We start from the raw sequence: 9,552 nt of genomic DNA, 5'->3' as shown, positions 1-9,552 counted from the left end.
GTGGTATGGGCATTTACCAGGTTTTGACTGGCAGCATGAAAACCGCAGCAACCATATTGTGGTGCTCCGTGAGGATAATTCAATCCATCTTCATAGTTCAACCTTCCAGCTGTTGTGCCATCATTAATAGTAAATTGAATTGCAAAAATTGATTCGGTGCCATTTTCGGTTTCAGGCAAGAAGTTATCTGCAATATCAGCACTCAAAGCGTATTTGCCTGATGAGATAACTGCCTGCGCTAAAGTAACAACTTCCTGTAATCTTGACTGATTAATGCCAGTAACATGATGTGTGGCATCTTGCTCATAAGCCTGGTATAATCTTAATTTTGCCAGATAAGCCTCTGCGGCAAATTTGTTCGCTCTCCCAATTTCCGGTTGGGTTTCGGGTAAATTGTCAATGGCATATTGAAAATCATCAGCAATTTTATTCCAGGAATCTTCATTGCTCAAGTCATTTGAAACTTTTAGAATCTCATCACTGGTGAGCGTTTCATCAAAAATTGGAATATTTTTATATAAGAGTTTCATGATAAAATAACTATGCCCTCTTAAAAACCGCAATTCTGCCTGACGTATTTTTTTCTGAGGAAAAGCAACTTCATCCAGAGAATTAACAGCCCGCAGAGCCACATTGGCCCTCGCAATTGATTTGAATAAATTTTGCCACGTGCGTGTAACAAAAGCTCCCATCGAAGGTGTCACTAAGTTATAGTGTTCAATGGCATCAATTTCTCCCACGTCACCGGTACCTCCCCCACCTTTATAGGCATCATCGGAATGAACGCTTCCATATACCCAATTGCTATAAATGGGTCCGATCATATCTCCGTTTCCAATAGCTGCGTATGCCGCGGTAACCAAGCCTTCAACCGCAGTTGGAGACGTTAAATCTGAAGATGATAAAACTCCCGGCGGAGTGTAGTCAAGTGCTTTTTTACAAGAGCTAACAAGCATTAGCCCTGATAGTAGAAAAGTAATTATTTTTATATTTTTCATTTTGATGTAAGTTTTATTTTTAAAATGATGCATTAATTCCAAAGGTTAATGTTTTTGGTATTGGAACAGGACCGAGGTCTATTCTTTCGGGGTCAGGACTTTGATAGCTTTTGCTTTTGAACCAGAATAAATTTTCTGCCATTACAAAAAGCCGTAACCTTGAAAAAACAGCTTTTGGAACGACATTATATCCAAGCTGAATATTACGCATTTTGAAATAGGAGGTACTTACTATGAAATAATCGGAAGTTCGGCCTTCGTTATTATTGTCTTTAAGCGTTAATGCCGGAACTGTCGTATTGGTGTGTTGTGGTGTCCAGCCATTGAATACGCCTGGCCCTACATTTTCCCTGCTTCTCATCAGATTATTGAACAGTGTATAAACATCAAATCCCTTTCTTCCTGCTACGCCCGATCCGAATAAGGAAAGATCAAATTTTTTGTAAGTCACATCTACTCTTAATCCATATTCAAGTGAAGGCAGTGTGGTACCTATCCAAGTCTGGTCATTGGCATCTATTTTTCCGTCTTTATTAATATCTACATAACGGATTCTGCCAGGCCCGGCGCCAATTTGTGTGGGAGCTTTATCGACTTCGGCTTGTGATTGAAAGATGCCGTCGGTTTTGTAACCAAAAATATCAAACTGGGAATGGCCAAGAATTGTATTACCAGGAATACCTGGATATGCGGGACGTACATTTTCAGGAAGTTCCGTTACCTTATCTCTGAAATGTGCGAAATTAAGTTTCACATCATATGTAAAATCTCCTCTTTTTTCACCCTGGTACCCCAGGGAAAGTTCCCAGCCTTTATTACTTTTTGAAGCCCCGTTTACGGTTTTATTTTGCCCTTCACCCAAAACTGCTGCGACCGGTGGGTTAATTAATATACCTGTAGTACTCCGTGAAAAATAATCGAATGAACCGTATATTTTATTTTTAAGAATACTGAAATCTAACCCGGCATTGATCTCGTCGGTAGATTCCCATTTAAGGTCAGGATTGCCAGCCTGCGATTGCACAAAACCTGAAGGCAATGTTCCGGTATTAGCGCCTGACAAAGAGTAAGCAGTACCTATGTTCATATATTGCTCCCAAAATCCGGGTGTCAACTGGTTTTGGGTTGTTCCATATCGTGTCTGGTAAAGGGAAACATTATTAACATCGCCAATTTCCTGGTTACCTACGCGGCCAACACCTACCCGAAGTTTTAACTCAGAGAATAAGTTATTCTTTTGCATGAATGCTTCTCTGTCTATTCTCCATCCGATTGAAGCCGCGGGAAAAATACCATACTGATTATTTTTTCCAAAACGGGAAGACCCATCCCGGCGAATGGTAACTGCAGCAAGGTATTTATCAGAGTAGCTATAATCAACTCTTGCAAATTGTGAGAACAACTGGTGGCCCGTTGATCCTCCGGTAGCGATGGTATTGCCCGTAGCAGCATCTAAGGTGAAGTACTCTTCGGTTTGAAGTGCAAATCCTTCTTTTTTGGTAAAATCAAAATCTATTTTTCTTTTGAGATATTCCGTTCCCACTAAAAACTTGAAGCTATGATTTTCGTTTAAATTCCAATTATAGCGAAGTGTATTTGACCAGGTAATTCCTAAAAAATGATTTCTATCAAACGACAAGCTATTTGTCGTGCGGGCTAATGCACCTTCAACGAATGTTGGTGAAATGACCTTTTTTGAATAAGTGGCATAATCTGCACCTATATTAGATTTGAAAAATAAATTTTTAATCGGTTGAATTTCCACAAAAATGTTACCAAGCGTACTCAGCCGGTTTGCATTATTCCATCTTGCCAGGTATTGCATATGTAAAGGATTATTTCTATCAGAGTAGCCTGCCCCTAATTCTCCCGCATACGTAACTCCATCTTTTTGGAACACTGGAATAGTGGGCGCTAAAGTAACTGCCAGAGATGTGGTAGAGGCTCCGCCGAGATCATTAGCAGTTAAAGTTTCATTAGAATTGGCAGTCCTCAAATTAAGGCCAAAGGTAACCTTGTCATTGAAAGACCGGGTTACTGCATTAATGCTGCCGCTCATACGTTCATAACCTGTATATCTTAGCATACCTGAGTTATTTAGATACCCGAGGTTCATTTCTAATGAAGAGTTTTTATTACCTGCAGAAACAGTTAAACTATTATTTGTTACAATACCGGTTTTATACATTACACTCTGCCAATCTGTATTACCGGCTGGAGTATTTTGATCACCACCTACAAAGGGTTTAACTGTTACACTATTCAATACAGGATTATTAAAATCATTATTCCAATCAAAATTGTAAATTTCTCCATAACCTGCTGCCGGGTCCTGTTGGTCATTAACGGAAGCCTGCCATAAGGCTTTACCTCTGTCCACCGAACTGAGCATTTTGAATCTTTCTGATTTTTCTGACTGGCTGGATATACTGCTGTTAAAATCAAATTTGACTTTGCCGTTTGTGTTACCACCATTCTTAGTAGTGACTATAATTACACCATTGGAAGCACGAGCCCCATAAATAGATTCCGCAGAAGCATCTTTTAAAACCTGAACTGACGCGATAGTTGCCGGGTCCATATTTTGAAAAACTTCCGGTCTCGTAGTTGCTATACCATCTATGATATAAAGCGGGTCGTTATTTCCCAGCGTATTAGCACCTCTTATCAATATTCTTGAATTGGACCCATTTGGTGAGCCATCCTTTTCAATGTATAAACCAGCCACTCTTCCCTGGAGAGCCTGCATTACATTACCGGAGGTATTATTTTTTACCGCAGGAGTTAACTCCACTACGGCAACGGCCCCGGTTAAATCTTTTTTCTTTTGAGAAGTATAGCCTACTATAACAACCTGTTCAAGTTCTTTTGCTGCAGCTGCATCCAATCCTACCGATAAATTCTCAAGGCCTGTTATCTTCACCGTAGCTGATTTGTATCCTACGGAAGTGAATGTAAGATTATCACCTACAGATGCTTCAATAATGAACTTTCCCGTATTATCTGTTAAGGCCGTTTTGTCCTTTGACTGTACGGTAACTCCGGCGAGCGGGGCATTATCTGAATTGCCCGTAACCGTTCCCGTTATAGTTTTTTGCTGGGCAAAGCCGAATATTGCCATTAATAACATCGGCAATAAAATCTGTAATTTTTTCATAAACAAGTTTTTTAATGATTGAAATTTTTAAATTTTATAGTTAATAGAGATTCCATGGCTTTACTTTACTGAACAACTCCTGTTTTAAGCAGGTTATAAATTTCATTGACGTTATATACAGGGCATGCTCCTTTTTGCATTGCGATAAAAGCACCCAGGCCACTTGCAAACTCAAGAGCATTAACCGGTGAGGCGTTATCTGATAACCGGGCTAACAGCCCTGCTAAAAAAGCGTCACCACTCCCTACCGTATCTACCACTTCCACTTTATAACCTTTTTGCACGTATTCATTACCGTTATAATACAGTACGGCGCCAGCGCCACCCATAGTAACTACCATGTTTTGAATTTTAAATTTGTCAGTAATGGATCGCACCCTGTCTTCTATGCTTGTATGTTTGGAGAACCATCCGGTTATTAATTCGAGTTCGGCAATGTTTAATTTGAGAAAGTCAGCTTTCGATAATAATTCTTCCACAATTCTTCGATTGAAATGTGGAGCCCTTAAACTGATGTCGAGCACTTTAGTATTTGCGCACTCCAATAATTTAAAAAGAGTAGCTTTTGACTCATGATTCCTGGCTGCAAGACTTCCAAAAACAAAAAACCGAGCGTTTGTCACCAAAGCCTCGTATCTGTTTTCCCACTTGATAAAATCCCATGCCACGGGTTTTACAATGTCATATACGACTTCATTATGTTCATTCGGCTGAGCATATACTTTTCCCGTTTCATATTCATTATTTACCTGGAAAAAATCGGCACAAACACCATATTCAGAAAAAATTCTGATCAGTTCGTGACCGCTTTCATCATTACTAACACTGATAATAACTGCCGGGTTTTTCCGTTGTTTATGCAGATGATAAGCAACATTCATAGGAGCGCCTCCCGGCACGGAACCTGAAGGCAGTATATCCCAAAGAACTTCACCGAAACAAACGACTGTCTGATTATTTACATTTACCATTAACGTTTTTGTAAATATTTTGGTTATAAATTAACAACGGGAATTGTATCTACTGTTGAGATTTTTCGCTTTATAAGTTTAGCATCCAATTCTTCCAAAGGCACACCCTTGGTCTCCGGCATTTTAAAGATCACCCACAACAATTGCAGCACCATCATACACGCGAAAAAAAGGAATAGTGGTGCGGCACCAAACCTTGCCGCCATTATCGGAAATATAGTGGTGATTATTGAAGCCATGATCCAATGGGTTGCACAACCGAGAGACTGGCCATACGCTCTTACACTATTTGGAAATATCTCTGAAATAAATACCCAGATAACCGCACCCTGCCCTATCGCATGAGAAGCAATGAAAAGGAACAGCAACAAAGGAACTACCATGCCGCCCGCATTGCCTGAATAGAAAGCAATGGAAACTGCTGCTAGTGAAACAATATACCCTACGGAACCGATCAGCATAAGTTGTTTCCTTCCAATACGGTCAATAAGATATAGCCCTGCCATGGTAAAAACCATATTCACCAGACCTATACCCGCACTCTGCAAAAAGGCTGCCTGCTTGCCGATTCCTGCCAGTTCAAATACTCTCGGTGCAAAATAGATAACCGCGTTTATCCCTGACATCTGGTTGAAAAATGCTATCAGCATCGCAAGAAATATGGGAACACTGAATCGTTTGGATAAAAAGGCTGTCACACTTTCTTTCTGATGGTCCAGTTCAACGGTTTTTTGAATCTCGATTATGGCTTCATCCACTCCAACCGGGTCGCTTATCTCTAAAATCTTGCGGGCCCTAACATAATCACCCCGGTGAACCATCAGCCAGCGTGGACTTTCAGGAACAAAGAAAACAAGAATGCAGTATATTAAAGCGGGAATGGCTATAACACCTAACATCAGGCGCCAGCTATCATTACCCCCAACTCCCTGTAACAAATAATTGGATAAGTATGCCATCAAAATTCCAAACACAATATTGAATTGGAAAGTAGCTACCAGCTTGCCGCGGTTCTTTGCAGGGGCGATTTCAGTAATATACATGGGAGCAACTACAGATGACGCCCCGATTGCTAAACCACCGAGCACCCTGAAAGCCATAAAAACATATACGCCCGGAGCCAGTGCAGAACCTACCGCAGAAATCAAATAGAAAATACCAATCCAAAGAAGGGTTTTTTTTCTTCCATATTTTGTGGCCGGAATACCTCCGAATAAAGCTCCAATTACGGTTCCGTAAAGTGCAATTGCAATTGCCACCCCGTGGAGAACATCACTTAATTGCCATATTCTTTTTATATCCTGTTCTGCGCCAGAGATCACTGCGGTATCGAAACCAAATAAGAAGCCACCGAGAGCGACAACTATGCTCCATAAAAGCAATTTTCTGTTCATATACCAAGCGATTTGAAATCGAATATAGATTCAGACCACCTGATTTATCATTCAAATTCAGAACTAATACTTATAAATTTGTACCGGCAATAAATTTTACCTAAACAACTGAACTGCACACCCTTTATAATACTTATTTAATTTATCTTTAAAAATTATTTTTAAAATCGTACCGTTAATTTTCGAAATTGTTGCACCACTTTAAATAGATTTTTTGTCTTTCATCATAAACGGTTCTTCCATTGCTTCATAAAATGGCTTCTACCAATTTCATATCGCCTCAGAAAGTCTTTTTTTTATTACTAGCCATAAGTTTTTGGGGCTATTCATGCAACAGAAAAGTAAAGGAAAAGCAGTTTGTGATAGGTCTCTCGCAATGTACCACACATGATGTATGGAGACAATACATGCAAAAGGAAATGGAACGCGAATTGGCGTTCCATCCTGAAATAAAACTAATAGTAAAAGATGCAGAGTTAAATTCGGAAAAGCAGATTGAACAGATACAAGACCTGATTAACGAAAAGGTTGATTTAATTATAGCTTCCCCCGCGGAAGCGAAACCAATTACCCCTATTATAGAACAAGTTTACTCCAGAGGAATTCCCGTAATAACAGTGGATAGAAATATTACCTCCAACAAGTATACTGCGTATGTGGGCGCCAGCAATTATAAGGTTGGCATTGATGCGGGAACTTATGCGAGTTCTATTTTAAAAGGCAAGGGAAATGTTATGGAAATAGGAGGTCTTGATGTTGGCTCCTCTGCCGATATTGGCCGGCACACGGGTTTTAAAGATTACTTAAATCAATACCCGGGAATAAAATATGTATCAAGGTTATCTGTAGATTGGGATGGATCTCGTAAAGATGCAGAGAAAAAGATTACCAATGAATTAAACAAAAACAACGATATCCAGCTAATTTTCGCTCAAAATGACCGGATAGGTTTGGGCGTTTTTAAGATTTGTAAAGAACTTGGGATTGAGAAGAAAGTTTTTATCGTTGGTGTGGATGGATTACCCGGGCAAAATGGAGGTATTGATTTGGTGGACAGAGGCATACTCAAAGCTACTATACTTTATCCCACCGGCGGAAAGGAAGCGATACAAGTAGCAATCAGTATTCTTGAGAAGCAACCATTTCTAAAAGAGAATCAATTGTTCACAACTATTATTGACTCGACTAATGTCAGTATGATCAAATTACAAAGCCAAAAGATATTGTCTCAACAAGATGATATTGAAAGACAACAGACAATGTTGAGTGAACAAATAAGAATTTACAATAACCAGCGGACCTTTAATAACATACTCATAAGCTCCCTTTTGCTCGTACTTTTTCTAGGTACTACAGTTTTCTTTTCATGGAGGAAAAATAAAAGAATTACCAAAAAACTGCAATTTCAAAATGAAGAAATTTCCCGACAAAGCAAGCAACTCATCGAATTTTCTGCAAAAGCAGAAGAGGCACATCAGGCCAGGCTTAATTTTTTCACCAATATATCGCATGAATTCCGGACGCCACTTACGCTCATTTTTGCACCGCTGGGAGAATTGATTGCCAATACAAGAATTCAGCAGGAAACAAAACAATCACTTCAACTGATACAGCGAAATGTAATGCGTTTATACAGGCTCGTTAGTCAGCTCATGGATTTCAGAAAAATAGAGTTAAAAAAAATGAAACCGCATGTTTCAGAAACCGACCTCGTCAGTTTCACTAAAGAAATTGTGGATTCGTTTAAAGTGCTGGCAAGGAATAAAAATATTGACCTTGAATTTATAACCACCGAACGCAGTCTTTTTGTATGGTTTGATACAACTATGATGGACAAAGTAATTTTTAATGTTCTTTCCAACGCTTTTAAATTCACAAACGAGTATGGCTTGGTTCATATTACCCTATCAAAAAATAGCACTGAAGCAATTATAAAAATAGAAGATAATGGAATAGGTATGACCAGGGAAGTGATTGATCACGCATTTGAACCCTTTTTCCAGGGAGAATATGAAAATTATAAAGGTACCGGCCTCGGCCTTGCGTTATCAAAAGAGTTAATCGAACTACATCACGGTTCCATTAAGGCTAACAGTAACCAAAGAAACGGTTCATCATTTGAAATTAATTTGCCTCTGGGAAATCAGCACTTTGATAAGAGTGAATTTGAATTTAACATTACTAAGGAAACTGCAATTAATGAAGATGCAGATATTTATACAACCGACTTGTACGATGTAAAAAACATCCCCGAACAGAGTTTCGGCGCAGTCTTACCTAAATACCTTACGATCCTCATTATCGAAGACAATAATGAGATGAGAGATTATCTTGCTTCGAGGCTTGGAACGGAATATAATATTATTGAAACCCCGGATAGCAACGGCGCATTAAACGCCGCCTTTGATGCGGTACCCGATCTCATACTTTGCGATATTGTAATTCCGGGGAAAAATGGCCTTGAACTAACTGCCATTTTTAAAAGCGATGTACGCACCGCTCATATCCCTGTAATTTTATTGACAGCTAAAGACCAGGAAAATCAAAAAATTGAAGGCATGGAAACCCAGGCGGATGCCTATATAACCAAGCCATTTAATTTATTGTTTTTACAAAAGACCATAAAAAGTTTACTTAAGAACCGCGAAAAAATAAAGGACCATTATTCGGGCGAAATTTTTTCAGAAGAAAAGTCGCAGGTATCTAAAAAGGAAGATAGAAAATTTGTAATAGACTTCACAGCTGTTGTTGAAAACAATATTAGCAACGAAAAATTTGGCGTTAACAACATCTGTGATGAATTAGGAATATCAAGGGTACAGTTGTACAGAAAAGTAAAAGCAGTATTAAACTGCAGCGTAAATGATTACATTGTTACCACTCGTTTGCAGAAGGCAAAGTATTATATGCAACATGAAAATCTAAGTATTTCAGAAATCGCATTTAAATCCGGATTTGCTTCGGCGGCTTATTTTTCAACTGTGTTTAAATCGAAATTTGGAGTAACACCGACAGAGTTTAAGGAGACTTGA

5 protein-coding genes are annotated in these 9,552 nt (G+C 39.1%); 1 reads left to right on the top strand and 4 read right to left on the bottom strand.

Features of this window, described 5'->3' with window-relative positions; translation table 11 throughout:
• The 4 genes from ACO1O5_RS14295 to ACO1O5_RS14280 all read right to left on the bottom strand — a co-directional run.
• A partial coding sequence (locus ACO1O5_RS14295) for a RagB/SusD family nutrient uptake outer membrane protein (RefSeq protein ID WP_486271335.1) occupies positions 1 to 998 on the bottom strand: 998 nt, incomplete at its 3' end.
• Between the two features lie 19 nt (positions 999 to 1,017).
• Positions 1,018 to 4,155: a SusC/RagA family TonB-linked outer membrane protein gene (locus ACO1O5_RS14290; RefSeq protein ID WP_486271333.1), complete on the bottom strand. Its 3,138-nt coding sequence runs from the start codon at positions 4,153 to 4,155 to the stop codon at positions 1,018 to 1,020.
• A 65-nt stretch (positions 4,156 to 4,220) separates the two neighbouring features.
• Entirely contained in the window at positions 4,221 to 5,126 is a 906-nt protein-coding gene (locus ACO1O5_RS14285) for a carbohydrate kinase family protein (RefSeq protein ID WP_486271331.1), read from the bottom strand.
• A 23-nt stretch (positions 5,127 to 5,149) separates the two neighbouring features.
• Positions 5,150 to 6,520, bottom strand: a complete 1,371-nt coding sequence (locus tag ACO1O5_RS14280; protein ID WP_486271329.1) for a sugar porter family MFS transporter — start codon at positions 6,518 to 6,520, stop codon at positions 5,150 to 5,152.
• Between the two features lie 254 nt (positions 6,521 to 6,774).
• On the opposite strand from ACO1O5_RS14280, the gene ACO1O5_RS14275 reads away from it, so the two are divergent.
• Positions 6,775 to 9,552, top strand: coding sequence for a hybrid sensor histidine kinase/response regulator transcription factor (locus tag ACO1O5_RS14275; RefSeq protein ID WP_486271328.1), 2,778 nt, complete (start codon positions 6,775 to 6,777; stop codon positions 9,550 to 9,552).

The sequence above is a fragment of the Ginsengibacter sp. genome, assembly GCF_057362405.1.
The sequence above is the reverse complement of the archived record's forward strand: the minus strand, read 5'-3'. Positions and strand labels throughout refer to the sequence as shown.

Coding starts and splice junctions, on each gene's coding strand:
- ACO1O5_RS14285 (WP_486271331.1), bottom strand. CDS start 5,126: ATGGTAAATGTAAATAATCAGACAGTCGTTTGTTTCGGTGAAGTTCTT.
- ACO1O5_RS14290 (WP_486271333.1), bottom strand. CDS start 4,155: ATGAAAAAATTACAGATTTTATTGCCGATGTTATTAATGGCAATATTC.
- ACO1O5_RS14280 (WP_486271329.1), bottom strand. CDS start 6,520: ATGAACAGAAAATTGCTTTTATGGAGCATAGTTGTCGCTCTCGGTGGC.
- ACO1O5_RS14275 (WP_486271328.1), top strand. CDS start 6,775: ATGGCTTCTACCAATTTCATATCGCCTCAGAAAGTCTTTTTTTTATTA.